General features: G+C 40.1%; 12 protein-coding genes and 4 pseudogenes. 12 read left to right on the top strand and 4 right to left on the bottom strand.

Features of this window, described 5'->3' with window-relative positions; all coding sequences use genetic code 11:
* The first annotated feature begins 555 nt into the window (after nucleotides 1–555).
* Nucleotides 556–1,617: an HMA2 domain-containing protein gene (locus tag WKK05_RS15740; RefSeq protein ID WP_341530548.1), complete on the top strand. Its 1,062-nt coding sequence runs from the start codon at nucleotides 556–558 to the stop codon at nucleotides 1,615–1,617.
* Nucleotides 1,618–1,974: 357 nt separating this feature from the next.
* Here the strand turns inward: WKK05_RS15740 and WKK05_RS15735 are convergent, their stop codons facing one another.
* Nucleotides 1,975–2,268, bottom strand: a complete 294-nt coding sequence (locus tag WKK05_RS15735) for a hypothetical protein (protein ID WP_341530547.1) — start codon at nucleotides 2,266–2,268, stop codon at nucleotides 1,975–1,977.
* 809 nt (nucleotides 2,269–3,077) lie between these two features.
* On the opposite strand from WKK05_RS15735, the pseudogene WKK05_RS15730 reads away from it, so the two are divergent.
* Nucleotides 3,078–3,332, top strand: a pseudogene (locus tag WKK05_RS15730) (oxidoreductase); the annotation flags it as partial.
* Nucleotides 3,328–3,504, top strand: a complete 177-nt coding sequence (locus tag WKK05_RS15725) for a hypothetical protein (protein WP_341530546.1) — start codon at nucleotides 3,328–3,330, stop codon at nucleotides 3,502–3,504. The pseudogene WKK05_RS15730 and the gene WKK05_RS15725, both read left to right, overlap by 5 nt.
* Nucleotides 3,505–3,579: 75 nt before the next feature.
* Here the strand turns inward: WKK05_RS15725 and WKK05_RS15720 are convergent, their stop codons facing one another.
* Nucleotides 3,580–4,548, bottom strand: a complete 969-nt coding sequence (locus WKK05_RS15720) for a TauD/TfdA family dioxygenase (protein ID WP_341530545.1) — start codon at nucleotides 4,546–4,548, stop codon at nucleotides 3,580–3,582.
* Between the two features lie 1,093 nt (nucleotides 4,549–5,641).
* On the opposite strand from WKK05_RS15720, the gene WKK05_RS15715 reads away from it, so the two are divergent.
* The 3 genes and pseudogenes from WKK05_RS15715 to WKK05_RS15705 all read left to right on the top strand — a co-directional run bounded on the left by WKK05_RS15715 (nucleotide 5,642) and on the right by WKK05_RS15705 (nucleotide 8,893).
* Complete coding sequence (locus WKK05_RS15715; RefSeq protein WP_341530544.1) at nucleotides 5,642–6,349, top strand: hypothetical protein; 708 nt, start codon at nucleotides 5,642–5,644, stop codon at nucleotides 6,347–6,349.
* A gap of 257 nt (nucleotides 6,350–6,606) precedes the next feature.
* Nucleotides 6,607–7,902, top strand: a pseudogene (locus tag WKK05_RS15710) (IS4 family transposase); the annotation flags it as partial.
* A 223-nt stretch (nucleotides 7,903–8,125) separates the two neighbouring features.
* Nucleotides 8,126–8,893, top strand: coding sequence for a hypothetical protein (locus tag WKK05_RS15705; RefSeq protein ID WP_341530543.1), 768 nt, complete (start codon nucleotides 8,126–8,128; stop codon nucleotides 8,891–8,893).
* Between the two features lie 85 nt (nucleotides 8,894–8,978).
* Here the strand turns inward: WKK05_RS15705 and WKK05_RS15700 are convergent, their stop codons facing one another.
* The gene (locus WKK05_RS15700; RefSeq protein ID WP_341530542.1) at nucleotides 8,979–10,607 is read right to left on the bottom strand and encodes a peroxidase family protein; all 1,629 of its coding nucleotides are present in this window, start codon (nucleotides 10,605–10,607) and stop codon (nucleotides 8,979–8,981) included.
* A 159-nt stretch (nucleotides 10,608–10,766) separates the two neighbouring features.
* On the opposite strand from WKK05_RS15700, the gene WKK05_RS15695 reads away from it, so the two are divergent.
* From WKK05_RS15695 to WKK05_RS15685, 3 genes and pseudogenes are all read left to right on the top strand, one after another.
* Entirely contained in the window at nucleotides 10,767–10,967 is a 201-nt protein-coding gene (locus WKK05_RS15695) for a hypothetical protein (RefSeq protein ID WP_341530541.1), read from the top strand.
* A gap of 225 nt (nucleotides 10,968–11,192) precedes the next feature.
* Nucleotides 11,193–12,343, top strand: a pseudogene (locus WKK05_RS15690) (IS630 family transposase).
* Nucleotides 12,344–12,489: 146 nt separating this feature from the next.
* Nucleotides 12,490–13,827, top strand: a pseudogene (locus WKK05_RS15685) (IS4 family transposase).
* Between the two features lie 131 nt (nucleotides 13,828–13,958).
* Here the strand turns inward: WKK05_RS15685 and WKK05_RS15680 are convergent.
* Nucleotides 13,959–15,782 (bottom strand): ABC transporter ATP-binding protein, encoded by a 1,824-nt coding sequence (locus WKK05_RS15680; protein ID WP_341530540.1) that lies wholly within the window; start codon nucleotides 15,780–15,782, stop codon nucleotides 13,959–13,961.
* Between the two features lie 684 nt (nucleotides 15,783–16,466).
* Between WKK05_RS15680 and WKK05_RS15675 the strand changes: the two genes are divergently transcribed.
* From WKK05_RS15675 to WKK05_RS15665, 3 genes are all read left to right on the top strand, one after another.
* Nucleotides 16,467–16,859: a hypothetical protein gene (locus WKK05_RS15675; RefSeq protein WP_341530539.1), complete on the top strand. Its 393-nt coding sequence runs from the start codon at nucleotides 16,467–16,469 to the stop codon at nucleotides 16,857–16,859.
* Nucleotides 16,860–17,099: 240 nt separating this feature from the next.
* Nucleotides 17,100–18,221 (top strand): TOMM precursor leader peptide-binding protein, encoded by a 1,122-nt coding sequence (locus WKK05_RS15670; RefSeq protein WP_341530538.1) that lies wholly within the window; start codon nucleotides 17,100–17,102, stop codon nucleotides 18,219–18,221.
* A complete protein-coding gene (locus WKK05_RS15665) occupies nucleotides 18,218–19,549 on the top strand; it encodes a YcaO-like family protein (protein WP_341530537.1) in 1,332 nt (443 codons plus the stop codon). The genes WKK05_RS15670 and WKK05_RS15665 overlap by 4 nt, the downstream gene beginning before the upstream one ends.
* Nucleotides 19,550–19,579: the final 30 nt, after the last annotated feature.

Below are 19,579 nucleotides of genomic sequence, written 5' to 3'. Positions count from 1 at the left end.
GTTAGCAAACACATTCTTAATTTTATAACAATAATTTAATTAATTATCTATGGATTTCGTATTACAAAATCAATTTACGAAAAAATATGTTAATAATTTAAATAATTTAAACGTTAGATGTAAAGAGATAAATATTAGTTAGATTACAAAAAACTATGTCTGCATTAATTAAAATTTAAAACAGAATATCCAGTGAAATAACATCCTTTGCTTTTTGCCAATTTATAAATATTAATATTAAGTGATTTTGCTTTTACTTTTGCAATCCATAATTGTATGGTATCAATATTTACATAAGCTTAGTGGTTATCGATAAGTTTTTAATCTTTATAAATAAAATAATCTTCTTAGTAAAACTTTAAAAAATTACATATTAAATATATCTATTTATCTATCTTTCAGGAGAAGTACAGAAGCTTTCAAGGAAGTGAAACTCTAAATATAAAATTTAAAATTTAATGCTTTTTCTCCTGACAAAGTTTTGCTGATAGGACAGTTGCTTCCTCATCAATTTTATACAATAGTTAATTGAAATGTAGAAAAGTACTGTTAATTATGACAGACCAATTACAGAAAAATAATTATCAAATTGTTCATGCGATCGCTGGACGAATTCGTATTAAAGTTCCTCGCCTGAAAACAGATACCAACTATGCTGAGAAGTTACAGCAAGCGGTAAAGTCTCTGGGTGCAGTTACAGATGTGCGTATTAATTCTGCTAATGCTTCAATGATAGTTGAGTATAATTCCACAGAAACTGAGAAAAAACCCATACAAACAGAACTAGTAAGTTGTATACAGAAAGCCGATAACATTAGAACAGGGGTGTCATTTTCCCCTGAGTCTCCGAAATCCATCGCAGAAAAAATCGAGAAACATGATCTTGTCAAAGCGGTTTCTCCTGATGTTGAGCAACCTAAAAATGATATTTCTAGGCTAATGAGTAAATCTTTGGGAATCCAGATGCCCAAAGAATCGTTGACAGAAATTGATCAATTTCCCTTTAATGTTGATTTAGCACGGAAAGTGTTTGAGATCGGGATTCCTGCACCATACATACTACAACCCCTGAATGCTGAACTAGACAAGTTTGAAGCAGAAAACGAAAAGAACACAGATTTACAGCAGATAAAAGTTAATTTTGAAGCCTTTTTTAAGGAGGGGGGGCTTTTAATCAAAGGCAAAGCCAATGGTAAGTTTAGAGAGACTTTGATTGTGAATCCTTTGACTCATAAAAAATATTACAGCCCTTGGATTTCAATTACTGCTGTGGGGTCAGCAGCACTTGATGTCAGCGTCGCAGATGAAACAATCAGCGTTAGTCTATCTAAACTTAGCGTGTCTGGGGCATCGGGTAAGTGGTACAGAAAATTAGTTAAATATGCTTTTGAATATATTTTCAAAAACAAAATTTTAGCTAGAATTAATGATGCTTTATCTAAAATTAATGGTGCAAAAATTCAGCAACTTTTCTTTGAGTTAAAAGGAGATGAAAAATTACGTAAATCTGCTCAAGAGCTAGGTTTAACTGAAGAAAAACTAGATGAGTTATTGAAATTAGTTGAGGTAAACGCCAGAGTATCTTCTGAACATTTATGGCTATATGTTCAACTTTAAAGCGTAAGATGACAAACTTCCAGCTTTACTATATCTATCCGTTGGATTGGTTGGCAAACGCTTGAAATTCGATAGCATCATGGCTACAAAATAAGCGCACGCTGTTACTGCTATCAAAAGATAACGCGTGCAGCCGCTCTTGATTGTAAAGACGAGCCTTGCGGTCTACCTCCATCATCCATTGGTAAGCACGCAGACCGGGAGTGCAACGCCGTTTATTAGAGCCTATTTCGTGCCGGTAAAAGTAAGCGTCGCCTGCATGGAGAAGCCAACCTTCTGGTGTTTCAATAGCTATACCCGCATGACCCCGCGTATGACCGGCAAGTGGGATGAGGAGAATTTCTGGCGGTAGTCCTTCTAAATTGCGTACTGCTTCAAAGCCGAACCAAGGTTCGCCTCCAGGGGAATAGAACTTCCAGCGTTTGACCTCATCCCACTGACCTTGAAATAAATGAAAAATGGGCTGAGCCGCGATGATGGTGCTTGGATATCGCGCTGTCCAAAGCCAGTATCAATAAGAACAAGCCCCTGATTTGTCTCAACGAGCAAGCAGTGGCAGATAAGATTAGCTACTAAGCCGCGACTGAAGCCATCAAAGAGCGCTCCACCAATGGGACACATACAGCCGCAATTGAGATGATGAATGTGCATGAATAAATTTATCTAGCATTAATACTGAATGCTAACAATTCCTTTTAAAGCTGTTAGTCTTCCATTGGTTGCGAACTCATACAATCTTAATACTAAGCCACAGATTGATGACTAATGTCACTGATTATTCTCATATCAGCTCAACTTGTCATTCTGATGAGGGAATAACAGGGCTAAAGCATTTAAAATGAGAGAATGTAGTCTTAATTTTAGATAGATTCTTTCTCTGTTCGTCTGCATTCACTGTACTCTTACGAGGAAGCAAGCTCCCTTTGTGTGAGCCAAAAAATATTTATGCCAGAGGTCTAATCAAGTAGTAGGCTTGGACAACTAATCATACATATTTAGTATTAATCATGCTCAGGTTGGGGATTTATATTAAGATTGCAGTATCAAAAATATTCCTTAAGTCTAAAATTAAGCCAGATCGAAGAGTGAGGTTTTAATTTACTAGTTGATCGAGAATAGATTAAATCTATTGTATAAAGTTCCAAAATTCCAATTTTATCAATCAAATCTCACTAAAGCAATAAACTGGCTAATTCTGAAGAATTACACAAATAGATTTTAGTAATTTTAGAAGAGATTAAAGCACTTAAATTTGCTGAAGATGACTTTCAATAAAAAATGAACAAGTTGAAATAAGTAATTCAGCATTATATAGAAGAAAGCAAAACTTTTCTTACTAACCGTGACTGTATAAGTAAGAAACAGTTAACGGAATTGGGTGAGGAATTTTAGAAATCTCTTCATTTTGCCGAAGCGATCGACATTGGGTGCTAGTCCACAAAAAATGGAAAAGTAAGCGAATGATTACACAAAACCTAACAACCTTGCCATCAGCTCAAGCTCAGACAGAATTAGCAGTCAGGGATTCCCACGGCTGTCCCTCAAGCAATCTACACGACTCGGAACTACCTGAAGTGGACTTGTTTAGCCCATTGACAATTCGAGGTACTACCCTGCCGAATCGTGTAGCAATGTCACCAATGTGTCAATATTCAGCAGAGAATGGAGTCGCAAACGACTGGCATTTTGTTCACTTAGGGAGCCGAGCTGTTGGCTGACTATGCCAACCAAGTAATTACTCGTGGGTGTGCGGATTTGATTCTTATCGGTCGAGAATTACTCCGCGATCCATACTGGACAATTGGTGCGCATAGCAATTTAGATAACGAACCAGACTGGCCTACACCCTACGGCTATGCAGTTAAACAACAGAGACGGAGGAAATAATCTCAATCGTGAGCCGAAGTATTAGGTAAACAGGGCTGCGGAATATGTCCGCAGCCCTAACTACTACTTTATAGCTTATGAAAGCACTGGTTCTGCTTCCAACTTCTCGGCTTTTTTCTTCAAGACCTTTGGTACTTCAGTGCCGAATGGCTCACCTTCAACTGCTTGCGAGCGGAAACCATCGACTCCGACTGGAACATCACCCGTAATAGTGGTGCGATAGAGTACTCGTTCGACTTCTATATGATCTATATCCTGAGGGGCCAAATGTGCGGTAGCCCGGTTGTCCCAGAACGCAATATCACCATTGTTCCAGCGGAAACGGGTGGTGTAGGCAGGCTTGGTGATCTGGTTGAAGAACAACTCAAGCAGCAGATCGCTCTCTTGTGGTGACACGTCAAGAATATGCGAGGTGAAGCCAGGATTCACGTACAATGCACGTTCGCCTGTCTCAGGATGAACGCGCACCACTGGGTGAATCGAGACTAGAGGATTGGCTGCAATGCGCTGGACAAGCTTGCTATTGCTGGGCAGCCGCAAACGCGCATTAAAGCGATGTTCGGCTTTCAATCCGTCTGCTAGCGCCCGCAGAGGTGCTGACAGACCCTCGTAAGCTGCGACCAGATTAGTCCACTGTGTGTCACCACCAATGCTAGGGACATTAACCGCACGCAAAATTGACGCCGCAGGCGGGTTAACAACTGCTGTGACATCAGTGTGCCAGCGGCTCTCATAGCTGGAGCGACGCAGACCGTTGCGCCGCTCGTAGCGGCTACGGTCAATTGGCAGAATTTCTGAGAAGCCTTCAATCGGTTCATCCTCGTGCGGATGCGCGTAGGTGACTTCGCCGAAACGAGCCGTGAACGCAACTTGGGCAGCATGATCGATGTTCTGCCCGCGAAAGAACACGACTTTCCACTTCAATAATGCTTGACGAATTTCTTTGACTGCATCATCGTGCAGAGGACGTGAAAGATCCACGCCACTGATTTCAGCACCGATGAAACCGGCTACCGGTTTGACTTCAATGTGCTTGTTGCTCATGTGAATTCTCCAGAGTTTGATCCATAGGGCGGTGTTCGCAAAGCCCGCTTCACTTTGATATGTATGTTGCTTGCACTTGGCCGCAACAATACCAAAAAAAATGGTCGTGCTAAAAAGCATTCTACAGTAAATCTATCCATTTGCCGTAGTATAAAGTTACTATATTCTAGGCTGCCAAGATGGGCAATGAATGCCTACAACGTCAAATAAGGGTTTGAGCGCACAGCCAGCATTGCCCACTCTACAAGAATCGTAATAAAGCAACTGGTGCAAGATGTTTGCGTGTAGCTTAGTACGACAAGCTACTTCGGCTGCGCTCAGTACAAGTCAGTGATCATCGTAGACATCACTTTTGGTGTAGATAACCAAGAAGCAAGTTGAATTCCGATTAAAGGATGCACCCTGGTTTAGATGAAGTTTTGAACCCTATTTTGATTTACTAGGGGATATCTGCGATTGAGAGGAGTCTTTGCTAAGACTATTGCTCATTTGCTAAACCTTTTGAAATCGCTCTCCATAAAAGGTAACTCCTGCTCGACACAGTTGAATTATTCTAGTGTTTTTACTGATGTTCACGCTTTTAGTTGCTGATACTTTACAGTCACTTCTATTTTTTGTCCGTTATGCCTACGGGGATATCAAGATACAAAATGCCGTCAGCCCCAACATGAGAACATAACTTAATACTTTGCATCATGGTTTTCTCAAACTCATTGATTAATTATAAGTTTCATTAGAAAAAGTCTATGAGAACAAAAACATGATTTGAAGCGTTTATTCCTCCGAAAATTTAAACATCTGATGACATCACATTCTAGTATTTCAGCGCCAGTTGATGGGCTGAGTTTTTCTCTGCTTGAGCTTACTAACAGGGGTAATCACTGCTGCCAATTTCCAGATGAATATAGATGTTATTTTCAAAAGCCTTGCTTAGTAACTCTCATTTTCTCCATCTTTTGATGAGTTAGGAAAAATAGAAATAGACAACTATACCCAACAAAATACTCTCAAAAATTAGTATCACTGAGTAAGTTTTTTCCAACTCCCTGAAGAATGATTTGTACATTACTACGACACTATAAGGAAGTTCAAAATGTTAGTTTTGTTTGGTCTATATCCAACGCAGTGGCTCAGAGGTATAACACCCACACGGCTAGTTAGTTTGGTTACCTTGTTTACTAATGTGATGTGCTTTGAGGTTCTTCCTACCGCAGTACTCGCCAACCCACCAGCGGCGTCTGTTGAAACTAAGATTCAGGTTCCAAGTACAATGGATTCTGCACCTTTCAATATTAACCGTTACTTGAAAGTGCCGCCCAACTTCTCCATCTCGGTTTATGCTCGCATCAACAAAGCCCGCTTTATGGCAGTTGCCCCTAATGGGGATCTTCTAGTCTCACAGCCCAGTACGGGTAAAGTGCTAATTGTGCAACCGAATGGCAGTAATGACCCAATTATTTCTGACTTCGTGACGGGTCTACGCAAACCACATGATATTGTGTTTCACAAGATTAATGGGACTACATATGTTTATATCTCTGAGACTCATCAAATTAACCGCTTCACTTACAAGTCTGGAGACATAACGAATCGTGAAATTGTTGTAGCTGGGTTACCAGACAGTAGCACATCAGAACTCAAAGGTTCTTATGGTCACGAACTGAAAAATATTGCACTCGATTCCAATCACAAACTATACGTGTCGATCGCTTCAACGTGCAATGCCTGCCTCGCAGATACTAAAAGTAATCCAGTGCGGGGTGCGATTTACCAGTACAACATCGGTGAGAGGTTAGAATAAAGTAAATTTTGTCAATCAGTTAAAATACTCAAAAAAACTTTAATGAAAATGATAATCGTGCGTGGGGGAGGGGAAGGAGGCGAGCGACACTCGCCTCCTTCCTCTCTATTTGATTATCATTATCTATAAGTTTTTAACGGCTAAAATGTGAGGCAAAAAAGTATTGTAACGAGAGAATAAATTTTTCAAAAGTGAGTTTCATTATTATTGTAAATTCAGTAATCAAATGCGGTAATGAAAAGTGCTTGTTGACTACTATGCCCAAAGCTGCAAAACGAAACTCCGACCACGCGCAAAAGCATAATACTCCTACCATAGATAATGAAGCGATTGCGTCGCATTTAGAAGAGTTACTAACTCCAGCTATCTTTGCTCAACAAAAATACTATAAGCAGTTAGGTTTACGAGATAGAATTATCAACCTATCCTTCATGGTAGCAGCAGTATTAACTTTATTGTGGCGACAAGTTCCTGGAGTTCAAGAATTAACAAGGCTTTTAGCAAGAGAAGATTTATTGTGGTGTCGTTCTAGAATAATTGCTCAACAATCTCTTTCTGAAAGATTTTTAGTATTCCCATCTGAATTATTTGAGCGAGTATTTAAAGATTTACTACCTCAGTTACAACTTAATTGGCAACGACGGCTGAAGCGACCACTTCCTGATAGTGTTAAATTTGCACTTCTTAATTTTGAACGAATTTGGATAGCTGACGGGTCTACATTAGAAGCCTTATTCCGAAAGCTAAAAAGCCTAGAAGACTTGAAAACAGGTCAATTAGCAGGAAAGATTTGTACAGTTATTGATTTAGTCAATCGCTTACCTATTGAAGTTTGGTTTCACACTAATCCTGCTGCATCAGAAACTAACTTTGAAGCTCCATTGCTGAAACTACTACCTGCTAAAACTCTGATCTTACTTGATAGAGGTTTTTATCATTTCCACTTTTTACAACAACTCATTAACCAAGAAGTTCATTTTATTACTCGTTTAAAAGCCAAAGCATCTATTAAGTACTTAAAAATTTTCAGCTATGACCATTCAGTTAAAGACCGATTGATTCAACTTGGAACTGTTCGTCGTGGTGCACCAGTGCTTACTTTACGTTTAATAGAAATTAAGGTTGGTAAAACTAGCTATTCTTATATTACTTCTGTCCTCGACCCACAAATCTTACCTCCTTACGTTGTCGCAGATTTATATCGCCGAAGATGGAGAGTTGAAGAAGCTTTTTACGTGGTCAAGCGTTTATTGGGACTGTCATATTTATGGACTGGTTCTATTAATGGTGTGAAGTTACAAGTGTGGGCAACTTGGCTCTTTTATGCAGTATTGGTTGACTTGGGAGATGCGGTTGCAGACGAATTATCTTTGCCATTTGACCGCATTTCTTTAGAGATGATTTTTCGTGGTTTATATCATTTTAGTGTCGCCTATGATAAAGGTAAGGCGGATGACCCAATTAAGTACTTCGCTGCCAAAGAAAATCAAGATTTAGGAGTAGTTAAAGCCCTGCGAAAACCAGTCTCCAAGCTGGATTTATCGCCTTTTCCCGCACCCTCTTGACAAAAGTGCAATCACTCTAACCTCTCACTGATGCCAGTACAACGCTGATGGAAGCAATCAAAAACTTTTTGCTCAAGGCTTACGTAATGCCGAAGGGTTAGCATTCTTACCTAATACAAATGACCTCTGGGTAGTCGTTAATAATCGAGACAACATCGCTTATCCCTTCAACGATAGTACTGGCAACTACGGTAAGGTTATTGAGTCCTACGTGGACAACCATCCTCCAGAGGAGTTCACGCAAGTCAAAGATGGCGGCAATTATGGTTGGCCATTCTGCAACCCCAATCCTGATACGTCCAATGGCTTCAACAATATGCCGTTTGACCGCGACTATCAGTTCAATGCTGATGGACACGTTAATTGCAATCAGATGGACAGGATTAGCAAGGGCATCCAAGCACATTCGGCTCCCTTGGGGCTAACATTCTTACAAAATACAGAGTTTCCCAGCCTCTACTCAACTGGGGCAGTAGTGGCGCTGCACGGTTCATGGAATCGGAAGCAGAAAACGGGCTACAAAATAGCTTACTTTCCTTGGGATAGTACAACAAAGACTTTAGAAGACCAGATAGATTTAGTAAGCGGCTGGCTACTTACAGCAACGCAAGAAGTCTGGGGGCGACCTGTGGATATGGTAGTCGACCAGCAAGGCAATTTGTTAATTTCGGATGACTATAGTGGCACCATCTACAAGCTCTCTTACAAGCCACCACAACAGGTTAAGGTCTACAAAGACGCCAACTTTACTGGGGCTTCCCAATCTTTTCCTACAAGTCCAGGAGTATATAAAGCTAACGAAGGTGATTTAAGTATTGTTGGTAATGACACTATTAGCTCATTACGCGTGCCACCAGATACAGTGGTACGTGTATGCCAACATGAAACTGGTGGTAAATGCCGTGAGTATAGTGCTGGTGATTATAAATATGTGGGAGATGACTTGAACGACATAATATCTTTTATAGAGGTAAAGTAGCGATCGCTCTTTTACTCTGATGCTACGGCACTACACTCATGTTGTTATCAAGTCTACTGCATCGATATTAGGATATTACAATTCCTTAAAGGTCAAAAGTAACTTTGTACTTTTTGTCTGTTGCAGGAACGTTGCGATTAACTAAATCCGAGACTGTGTTGGTATGCTGAATAATTTCCCAACCCACAGGAGAAAAAGTTTCTTTATTGAAGATATTGGGTGATAGTAAAGGATTAGTTAGCGCCTGAGAAAAAGCATCAATTCCAATTAAGCGTGCTACCAGCGGAGGAATAGTTGAATTTTTTCGCCCATCCTCGGCGTAAAGCCCCACAAAAAACTCAATATTATCAACATGACCATATAATTCTTTAAGTTTCTTTTGAGCAAATTCATCACCAGTAATTTGCTCAAATCTAGTCACTCTGGGGAAACCGCAGATTTGGCGGTAATCGTTGTAGCTTGCCAATTGCAACTGCCGTCCCAGCCTAATTGAGGGTAATTCGGTTAGCTCAACTAATATATCAGGCGTGTTGAATAAACCAATTTTTGTACCTGGTTGGGAACAAGTTTCCTCCATCAATGCGCCTAAACCTTGATCAATAAACATCTTATTGTTCCAGAGAGATGCAGCAATATGGGTTGGTTTACCGTCATAGTTAAAGGTTTCTGGAATTGCACTATGCCAGCGATAAACAAAGTCAAACTCAATTGCCATCCAATTGGGACGATGCCAACTTTCCTTAGTAAAAGCTTCAGGATCAGCAAACAACTTAAAGTGATAGGGAGTTATGTGGTTGATGTACTCTTCCATAATTATTTTAAGAATAATTGCCATGAGAATATTTCTCGCGGTTTGGAAAAGGCGTTCATCATCCCAATCTGGATAATTCTTTGCTAATTCATCACAGAGACGATTATGTTCCCTAAGACATAGAGTATTGAGCATGACATAGCCTATTTGCACATTTGCTCGTTCTACTCCCATCGCAAACATATATTGTTTTTTATCTACGGACTGTCTTTTTTCATCATTAAGAGGTTCATAAAGCCCCTCAAATTCAGGGCTAACTTGATTCTGTGCTGGATCAGCATAATAAAATAAAGGATATTCTTCTTCTACACCATCTTTGCGTTTAAGTTTCTGAGTTTTTAATTTACCTCCTTGAAAACTTCTTAAAAGATATGTTTGTTTTCTGGTTAAACCATAAACATTACACAAATTAATTTCATGGTTTGAAGTATTTTTTAGTTTATTGTAGTGATTAAGACGAAGAAAGCTATCTGTAAACCACTGTACCCAATAGGGAAACAGCATAGTTGATTTGGTAGAATAAATAGTCTTACCATCTTTTTTACGGAATAGAATAGCCAGCTCTTCAATGTTGGGTAGATTACCCTCCGCATTTAACTTCGGATCAGGCGGTAGATGTCGTCCTGTATAAGTGCGATCGTTGAGTGATTCCCAGGAAGTATAAGTATCGGTTTTCTTAGGAATTTTAGTATCAGGAATATGCTCATCTAGAATCATCATACTGTAGGGATTAGGACGAGTCGGAATTTTATAGATGAGACTGTTAAGCAAAGCTTTATTAACTTTACGTGCAATATATTTGTTGCTTTGGAGAAATTTCCAAATACCTTTAAAGTTTGTTAGAAGGTATATCTGAAGTTTGTTGCCTAACCCATCTTTAGATGTGTCTCTTTTTACAGCCATAATTTTTTACCTGACTTTTTACAATTATGTATTCAATTACCCTTAATTTTCTGGTTTTATTAACTAACTTAATTCAACTTAATTCAGTTTGGAAATAATATTTTGTAAAATTTTTGCTTGATAGCCTTGGCGAGTTTTTAAACGGTTGATCGCACTTGCATGAAGGTCGTTAATAACATCCTTGACCTCACGAAACTTGATTCCTACAAATTTAAAGAAGCCAACATTGTTCTTAAAGCCACATTCATAATTGAACTGGGCGATCGCTCTTCTCATATCTTGCACCTCTACGTAGAAGCTCAGATAAAGTCAAAAGATGCGCCACAAGGCTACCTGATTTTTATCAGCTTTTATGGCTAAATCAAGGGTTTTGCTTTTTTACTGAGTAATAAAATTACATAAATTTTTATTGGTACAAGAAGTGAGCGCTCAACGGGCGCGATTGAAGAAAAGCTCATGCGTAGTTTGGAGGGGGCTGATTGGAAAAGTGCCAATACTGGTAACTCGCTGGCTACCTACCCTAACTCATAAGCTAATCGGCACGTAAGTTGCATAATAGAAAGATGAAGACGTTTCAAAGCAAAGATGCCACCACCAGCCAAGAACTTTTTAACGCCGTCACAAGTTAGTAAGCTACAACAAGCTCTGAAAGAGAGCGAGCAGCCACACGTCAGGGAAAGAATTCTCATTATTCTGCTACAGAATGATGGGAAACCACAATACGAGATTGCTAAATTTTTAGGTTGTTCGCATAGAACAGTAGCATATTGGTGTATGCACGGTGATCCTGATAATTTGGAAACTCTACATAATAAAAGAGAGGACGAATATTACCGAAAAGCTACGCCTGAATATATTGAACTGTTATTAAAAACTGTTGACCAAGAACCCTCAGATTTAGGGTATGAATTTGGAAAATGGACAGCAGAGCGACTAGCTACATATTTAACCGAAAAAACAGGAATTGATTTAAGTAGCTCTCAAGTAAGGAGGATATTAAAGCGAAAAAAGTATAGCTATATCTGGGCTAAGTATAACCTGGAAGATAAACAAAACCCAATAGAGAGAGCGAAGTTTAAAGAAAAACTTGCTCAATATTTATCAATAGCGCGAGAACAGCCAGAGCGTTTGCAGGTATGGTTTTGGACGTTAGCGTAGCGGGCGCGCGTACCCGCGCGACGAGTGGTTTTAGTTTACGCGTGATTCGTCGCAAGGGTTGGGGTAAAAAAGGAAAACGCAAGAATATTCCAGGACAACGACGTTGTGGTCGAGTAAACGTCATGGGAGCAATTCGAGAATTAGACCGGAAACGCGTATGCTTTTTTGTAAAAAAGGGAAATGCAGATATTTTTTATGAGCAATTACAACAATTAAATGAACTAATAAAACAAGAGTGGGTAAGTAAAGGAAATGTGGGTAAAGATTTCTCGAAGTATGGGCCAAAGATAATTTTAATTTTAGACAATGCTAGTTTTCATAAACGCAAAGATATTCTAGCTAAAATATCCCAAGAGTTCCCGAATTTTATTTTAGAGTTCTTGCCTGCTTATAGCCCTGACTATAACATTATCGAATTAGTTTGGCATTCATGTAAAGAATATATTGCTCATCGCTTATTTAAATCAGTAGATGAATTACAAACACTGCTAGATAAGTTGTTGAATCAAGGCGAGTTAGTGATTAAGTGGCATCGGAAAATCAAACATAAAACTAATTTCAGCTATGTTGCAGCTTAAATGCTGATTAGCTTACCATTTCACTTTAAGAATGATACAAATACTTTGGTAGGGACACGGCAATGCCCATTGGTGTCAACTTAAGCAAAAAGTGAGGATCAGATGTAATCTAAGAACATCTATAGAGATGTTCTTAGTGATACATCATGGCGAGGAAAAGACCAGCTAGAATTGGCAACCCAGACCTACGGCAACAAAAACATATCCCAGCGCCACCGATAGAGGAAATCGAGAAACAGATATTTTCATTGCTATCGCCCCTGAACTTTAAACCGCTCAAATCCTATGAACACAAACCAGGACAAGAGCCAGAACAAAAGAAAAAATGGCGAGACAGAATATTGACTCTGCCAGTGATGATGGCGATCGTTGTGAGTTTAGTCTATCGACAGATTCCGGGATTAAGAGAAGTAATGAGGGTCTTGTCACAAGAAGGATTGTTATGGGTAGAACCAATGTTGGTAAGTACCCAAGCATTGTCAAAAAGATTGCGAACATTGCCAATAGAACTGTTTGCACAAATATTTGAGCAAGTAATGGCAAGAATTAGTACACAACCAAAAAATCAGGCAGTACCAGAGAATTGGCAGCTAGTATGTGGAAAATTCACAGCAATCTGGATTGCAGATGGGTCAACACTAGAAGCACTCAGAAGAAAACTCAAAGCACTGCAAGGACAACAAAAAACACTTGCTGGGAAAATCATGATGGTGGTAGAGGCATTTCATCATCATCCCGTAACAACCTGGTATACAAACAACAGTAAAGCTAACGATAAAATCTGGTGTGAGCAATTACTAGAGCGCCTGCCAATTGGTGGATTACTAATTTTTGATTTAGGGTTTTTTAAATTCCCTTGGTTCGATGCGTTTACCGCATCTAATAAGTTTTTCTTGACACGACTTCGAGAAAAAACTGCTTATAGGGTAATCCGTTGTTTGACTGATGCTACATTCTACCGCGATGAAATTATTTCTCTAGGGGAATATCGCTCGAATCCTTGTCAACGACAAGTACGCTTAGTTTCTGTTTTGTGGGGTTCAACTTGGTACTACTACCTAACAAACGTACTTGACCCGCACATTTTATCTGCACAGTAAGTCTGTGAATTATATCGTCGGCGTTGGCGTGTTGAAGACGCATTTTTGCTCACCAAACGACTTTTGGGTTTGGCTTATATCTGGGTTGGTGATACTAACGGTGTCCAAATTCAAATCTTTGCCACTTGGATTTTTTATGCTGTTCTCAATCAATTATCTATCGATGTTGCCATCGCATTGAATCAACCATTAGACCTGATTTCTACAGAGATGGTTTTTCGTGGTTTATACCATTTTTCTCAAGCTATTCTACGTGGTGAGGCATCTGACGCTGTTCCCTATCTTGTGGAACATCAAAAGCTCTTTGGATTAGTCAAAACCAGGCGTAAGCGCCATCGACAGATTGACGCTTACACCCAACAAATTTGGGCAAAATCTTCTTAAGTTGACACCAATGGGCAATGCCGTGTCCCTACGAGAAATTTATATGTATCAAGATTTTCGTGAATTGGTATCACGTACGGTTCTGTAAGCTAGGCGGAGTGGTGACACTCCGACCTTAGCCAGCGAATGTGTCAATGTTGAGCAGAAATGCCGTACTGTTGTGCCTGCATATTCCACAGTGTAGTATATTCGCCTCCATGCTGTAAAAGTTCCTGATGAGTGCCATCCTCAATTAAATGGCCAGCTTTAAGGACTAAGATTCGGTCAGCCATTCGTACTGAAGCCAATCTGTGGGTAATCAGGATGGTAGTTTTGCCCTCAGTTAGCTCAATAAAACGAAGGTAGAGATCAGACTCGCTGCGGGGGTCAAGCGCAGCAGTAGGCTCGTCCAGAAGTAATAGTTGGGCTTCTTGGCGGACAAAAGCACGAGCCAGAGCTAACTTTTGCCATTGACCTGCAGAAAGTTCTGTACCGCCAAACTGCTTGCCCAGCGGTGTATCCTCTTTTGTGGGAAAATGATCAACTAGTTTGGCAATATCGGCTTTTTCAATTGCATATCTCAGAATATCTGGACGCTCTAGGGCTGCTAGGTTTCCTAAAGCGATATTTTCTCCCAGTGTGAGCGCATAGTGACCAAAGTCCTGAAAAACTCCAGCAATTTGCTGTCGCCACTGCTCTAAATTTAAATTTCTCAAGTCTATGCCATCAACTAAAATACTTCCTGTAGTTGGATCGTATAATCTAGTCAACAGCTTAACTAGAGTAGTTTTACCAGCTCCATTTTCTCCTACTATGGCTACTGTTTGCCTAGGGTATAGGGTAAAAGAAATATCTTTGAGGGCTAATCGACCATCTGGGTAGCAAAAGTCAACTTTTTCAAAAGTAATGCTTGAACGAATCGGAGTTGGTACTTTCTCTCCAGGTATGCTCAGCGGCATTGGGATTGGACTATCGAGAAAGTTGAAAAACTGCTGCATATAAAGAATATTTTCAAACAGATCCAGCCAATTAGCAATAAATCTTTCTAGATTATTCTGGAAGTAAGTTAATGACTGTACGAACAGAAGTACACTTCCTGGGCTAAAGTTTCCGCTGAAAGCCTTTTGTACTACCCAGTAAAAAGAAAAACCATTCCCTAAAGTACTTAGAATAGCTAAGCTAGATGACCAAAATGCTTGCTTGCCCCTCAGATGGCGCATAGATTGATGTAAAGACTGGAATGCTTGCAGGTAACGCCCGGTAAAAAACGAACCTAGCTGAAACAACCTCATTTCTTTGGCATAGGTATCAGTGAGCATCACCGAAGTGTAATACTCCATTCTCCTAGCTTGAGGACTGTTCTCAAATAAAGTTAGCCAAATAGCTTTTCCATACTGGGAAGAAACTACTATTTGGGGTATGGTAGCGATCGCAATCACCAGTGGTATCCAAAAAGCTAGGGGAATTAGTAGCCCAACTATCACAATGAGTGTCACAAAAGACCGACCTAATTCAACCAAATTCTCCAGTAAGTTCAACGGCTTATAGCTGACTTGTTCTTGGAGAAGTTGTAGTTCATCATAAAACTGAGAATCTTCAAAACGGCTCAGGTCTGGAAAAGTATCAGCTTTACCCATTAACAATAAGCTAATGTGAGCCGTTAACTTGTCATTGAGATTTCCTTGAAGTGCGAATACCCAAGGATACAAGAGCGTCTCTAGTAACAAGGCTCCTACCCATCCCGCTACCAAAGGCCACAACATTGAGTAGCTTAATTCTCTGCCCGATGTCAAGGCCGTTGTTACAGTATCTACCACTAGCTTGGTAATCCAAACACTTATAGCAGGGAGAAACCCCTGTAATAAAGTGACAGCAACGAGAAAGACCATTTCCTTCGGTGCTGCTGTCCATAACAAGGGTAGAGAACGAAATAAAGCTCTAGTGTAGTCTTCAAACCAAACTCTTAAATCGCTCATCAATTAAACCTGATTTTTTATTCTTTGTTAAGAAAAATATTTTTGATCCCTGAGTTTGAGACTTGTGTTGTAATATTCACCAATTTGAAATTTGCTATGAACACTATTCAAAAATTGCTCTTAACCGTCAAGATGCTTTGTATTCTCAATTTTTTTAGTTTCTCTGCACGAGTAACACGATGCAGCTTAATATCTTAGATGCTAGCAAAACTAAAAATAATCCTACTTAAGAAAGAGTAAGAGTACTTTTAATAATTAATAAAGTACTACTTCAGAAAGAATAAAAACCTAGAGAAAAAGATATTGTAATAGAATAAATGATCGAAAGCAAGACAATACGACGCTAACAATAGCAAAATTTTTATCAAAGACAAGGTTTTAGGAAAACAAATCTGACCTAGTATTTTCCTGCACTTACAATCAAGCGATTTCAGGTGATTTCGATCTTTTGTAGACTAGTTAAGACTCTGAATAAAAACTGTAGTGTTTGTTGTTTAACTATATCTGGATGGGGATGATAGTTAAACATTAATTAATCTTTGTCTTATTTTCTGGTCATTCTTCACATTTGCTTGTTTAAAAGTGAAAACTGGTTGATTTAAAAATATCATCCACGGAATTCACAAATTTGAATGCAGATTTACGGACAGGCTATTAAGTTGAAGTTAAAAGGAGTAAGTGACAATGCTTGCAGAAACAACACTGACCCAACAAACCATAAATATGCGTTTGGCAGATAAAGTAGACAAACTAGAACAACTTCTGTCGTCTGATGAGGAAGTAGCAGCTTTAGAAAAATTAGCAATGCCAGGAGAATCTGACTCTCCGATTACTCAAAGATGGTTTGCTAATTGTGGTGGCTGCGGCGGATGCCGTGGCTGCGGCGGATGCCGTGGCTGCGGCGGATGCCATGGATGTAGCTGCCGTGGATGTGGCTGCCGTGGTTGCGGATGCCGTGGCTGCGGTGGATGTAGAGGTTGTGGTGGATGTAGAGGTTGTGGTGGATGTAAAATTAGTGATTCTGGAATAATATCGCGTGTGATAGAAGACACTGATCAGGTTGGATTCGGATATTGAACAACCTGTAGATAGAACAGCAATTCAGTAATTCTAGAAACAGAATTTTTCTGAAATTAGATAGAGCCAAAAATTATTGCTCTAAAAAATCGTAGAAACCCTGTTTTTTACTTACATGAGTATTAAATCTGCAAAAACAGGGTTTTTTCTTTTTTGAACTGCCACTTAATCTTTCGCTCATTCCGGATACAAAAGAGTTTCCATATTTTTTCTGAAGCTTAAGATAATAAAACAAAGCTTATGAAATTAAACGATAATCAGCGTTTACGTCTATTAGAACATATTGTTATTTATGTTGCACCGCCAGATTGTAATGACGAAGAAACTATGATCTTCAATACGACGCGACGAACGCTGACAGTAAAAGGTCAAGCACTGCATGATGTAGAAAAGATTGTATTACCTTTACTAGATGGCTCCCGAACAATAGGAGAAATCCGGGCTGCTATAGGAGAAAAGTTGACAGATTCTTCACTGAATCAATGTTTAGAATTTTTGATTGACAATCGCTTAGTGATGGAATCTCCGGAGGATACAGTTGATTTAGATAGTCATGCTTATTTACTTCCTCAAATCAGCCTTTATCACGAACTAGGTTTTGAGCAAAAAGATGTTCAGAAACAATTAGCAAACGCTAGGATTGCTGTTTTCGGACTCGGAGGTTCAGGGTTGGTAGCAGCAACAAATTTGGCTACTACTGGTATTGGTTTTCTCCGTCTTTGCGATTCCCTAATGATGTCAAGCCAGGTGAATAAAATTGGTGCTTTTCAAGGTGTGGAAGCAGCTCAACAAATTGAAGCGATAACTTCGTTAAGCTCCGCTAACGCAGGAGTAACCCAAACTGAAATCGTCACAGATCCTTTAACTGACGACGCAACGGTAAATGCTTTACTGGATGACGTTGACCTCGTGATTGTGGCCACCGATGCTGTATCTGTGAATCTAGCGTATCGCTTGAATCGATTATGCCTAAAGATGCAGCGACCACTGCTACCAGGCGGATCTGTTGGTGTTGAGGGAACTATTGGGCCACTGGTGTTTTTTCAGGATGGCCCTTGCTATCTGTGCTATCGGATGCGGTCTATGGCTTGTGCCAAGCTTTCAGAGGCAGAATTGGCGATTGAGCAGTTTCTAGACCGAGAACGCCGTTCTCAACCACGGCTGCGAGAAAGTTTGCCGATAGGACAGATGTTGGTTGGAAGTTATATAGCTCTTGAGGCAGTGAAAATGTTACTCGGTCTACCGATCGCCACGAATGGTAAATTACTGCATCTAGACTTGCTCAGCACAAAGCTGACTCACAACGTTGTGCTGAAAAAACCTGGTTGTCCGCATTGTTCACGACAGGAGAAAACACAGTGAATGCAGCAGTTGCTAGTCCACGCTGGCGCGATTTAGTCAGCCCGCATACTGGAATCATCCGTGCGATCAATAGGTTCACCAAACCTTATACAGAGTTTGATTTGCCAGTCTTGTGGCAAGCTGAATTAGCAAATTTCCAGCTTCGTAAACAGCAGGATGATTTACGTTATGGCGTAGGCAGGGGTATGACTGATGAACAAGCAATTTTTGGTGCTATAGGCGAAGCTATAGAGCGCTACTGCGGTGGTATCATTGATTATAGGCAACTAATTTTCAGTAGTTACACAGAATTAGAAGATGCCTACGGTGAGCAAAGCCAACGCGCCGTTTCTCCTCCAACTTTTTTCTCCTTTTCTGACAAACAATACTCTGATCCAACTTTTCCCTATCCAGCTTTCGATCCAACAACGCAGACTTCGTGGATGGCTGCCCTGGCTCTAGCAAACAAGCAACAGGTTTTAATCCCAGCATTCTTTGTTTATTTGGATTGGGACGGGGAGCAACCAGGAGATTATATTCTACCCGTAACTTCTAACGGCATGGCTAGTGGCCCAACTCTTGAGTTTGCTGCCTATAGTGGCTTGTGCGAGTTGATTGAGCGCGATGCTTTCATCATTACATGGTTAAATCGCTTACCTGCTCCACGCATTTATTTCGACCACCGACCAGGAATTGAGACTGAAATTTTACGCCACTACGCTCGATTTGGCATTGAACTAGTTGCTTTTAACTTCACCACTGATATTAAAGTCCCAGTTGTGATGGCAATGTTAATTGACCATTCAGGTAAAAGTCCTGCTGTTGCAACTGGTCTGGGATGTCATCTTGATGGGCCAACAGCACTTCGCAAGGCGATTTTTGAAGTTTGCCAAGCCCGTTTTGGTGACATAGAACACATGGCTGCTGGTGCTGGGATTAATCTCAATAAATATGAAGATGTTAAGAATTTGGAGGATCACAGCGCTTTTTTCTACACAACGGCTCGGCTGGGTGAGTTGGATTTTTTGTTTCACCATGACCAATGTGTAAAAGTCGAAGATTTACCAACTTACACATCTTCAGCAGAAGCAGAGAAATTGCAATCAGTAATTGCTAGGTTGCATTCAGTAAGTGCTGAGCCTTATTTAATAGAGATTACAACTCCTGATATCGCATCGCTTGGTTTTCGAGTAGTGCGGACTTTGGTAAGTGAATTAGTCCCTATATATTTTGGCTATGGATTAGAGCCACTGGGGACTCGGCGCTTGTTTGAGGTACCAGAAAGGTTGGGTTATGGTGGACGACGTACTGAAAGTGACTTAAATCCCTGCCCACATCCTATGGCTTAGTACTAATTCGTAATACTCGCCTTTGGCGAG

The organism is Nostoc sp. UHCC 0302 (genome assembly GCF_038096175.1).
In the GTDB taxonomy this organism is placed as follows: domain Bacteria; phylum Cyanobacteriota; class Cyanobacteriia; order Cyanobacteriales; family Nostocaceae; genus UHCC-0302.
Note: the sequence above shows the minus strand (reverse complement) of the source record. Positions and strands in the feature narration are given on the sequence as shown.